At 69.7% G+C, this 1,455-nt stretch carries 1 protein-coding gene; it reads right to left on the bottom strand.

Annotation, left to right across the window (positions count from 1 at the left end):
• Positions 1 to 112: 112 nt before the first annotated feature.
• The coding region (locus DBR36_RS14945) for a trehalose-6-phosphate synthase (protein ID WP_108320540.1) at positions 113 to 1,455 on the bottom strand (1,343 nt) is incomplete at its 5' end.

Consider the following 1,455-nt stretch of genomic DNA (forward strand, 5'->3'; position numbering starts at 1 on the left):
GTCCAGGGCGATCAGCAGCTCGTCGGTGGTGGCGACGGCCTCGACCGTGGCGTCGGCGGCGGTCACGGGGCACCCTCCGCCGTGGTGCGGCCGGTCGGGGCGCAGGCGGCGGTCATCCGGCATCCGTTTCGTCGATCGGTTCGCGCTCGGGGGTCGATCCGTCGTCGTCCGCGGTGATCTGGGCCGCGGCGGCGGCGCTCGACGCCTTCTCGTGGAAGACCGACAGGGCCTCGAGGAAGTCCTCGGACCAATCCTCGACGTCGTGATCGCGCACGCGCTTGCGGAGGGCACGCATGCGACGGCCCTGCTCGGCGGCGGGCATCTCGAGGGCGCGCACGATGGCATCCTTCATGCCGTCGATGTCGTGCGGGTTGATCAGCAGGGCGCTACCCATCTCGTCGGCGGCGCCGGCGAACTCGCTCAGCAGCAGCACGCCCCGGTTGTCGACGCGGCTGGCGACGTACTCCTTGGCGACGAGGTTCATGCCGTCGCGCAGCGCCGTGACGAGCATGATGTCGGCGGCGAGGAACAGCGCGACCATCTCTTCGCGGGGGTACGACTGGTGCAGGTAGCGGATCGCCGTGTGGGTCGTGGTGTCGTGGTCGCCGTTGATGCGGCCGACGGTCATCTCGATCTCGTCGCGCAGCTGCACGTACGCCTCGACGCGTTCGCGGCTGGGGCTGGCGACCTGGACGAGGGTGGCGTCCTCGACGGTGGCGCGGCCGTCCTCGAGCAGTTCGCCCCATGCCTTCAGACGGTGGCGGATGCCCTTGGTGTAGTCCAGGCGGTCGACGCCCAGCAGGATCTTGCGCGGGTTGCCGAGTCCCTCGCGGATCTCTTTCGCGCGCTGCTGGATCTCGGGCTTCTGTGCGAGCTCGATGTAGGAGTCCGCGTCGATCGAGATCGGGAACGCCTTGGCGAGGGCGACGCGCGTCGTCTCACCCTCGGGCACCAGGATGCCGCTGGCCTTGGTCTCGTAGCGCAGCTGACGCCGCACGGCGCGGGCGAAGTTGCCGGCGTCGGCGACCCGCTGGAAGCCGATCACGTCGGCGCCCAGCAGTCCCTCGAGGACCTGCTTGCGCCAAGGCAGCTGGGCGTACAGTCCGTACGCGGGGAACGGGATGTGGTGGAAGTACCCGATCGTCAGGTCGGGACGCAGCTCGCGCAGCATCTTGGGCACGAGCTGCAGCTGATAGTCCTGCACCCACACGATCCCGCCCTCGGCGGCGACGTCGGCGGCGGCCTCGGCGAAACGCCGGTTGACCTTGACGTAGGCGTCCCACCACGCGCGCTTGTAGGTGGGGGCGGCGATCACGTCGTGGTACAGCGGCCAGATCGTGTCGTTCGAGAAGCCCTCGTAGTACAGCTCGACGTCCGCGGCCGACAGGGTCACGGGGACGAGGTGCGTTCCCTCGAACTCGAAGGGCTCGACGGCGGTGTCGGCTTGCCCGGCCC

The sequence above is a fragment of the Microbacterium sp. HMWF026 genome (assembly GCF_003061325.1).
In the GTDB taxonomy this organism is placed as follows: Bacteria; Actinomycetota; Actinomycetes; order Actinomycetales; family Microbacteriaceae; genus Microbacterium; species Microbacterium testaceum_E.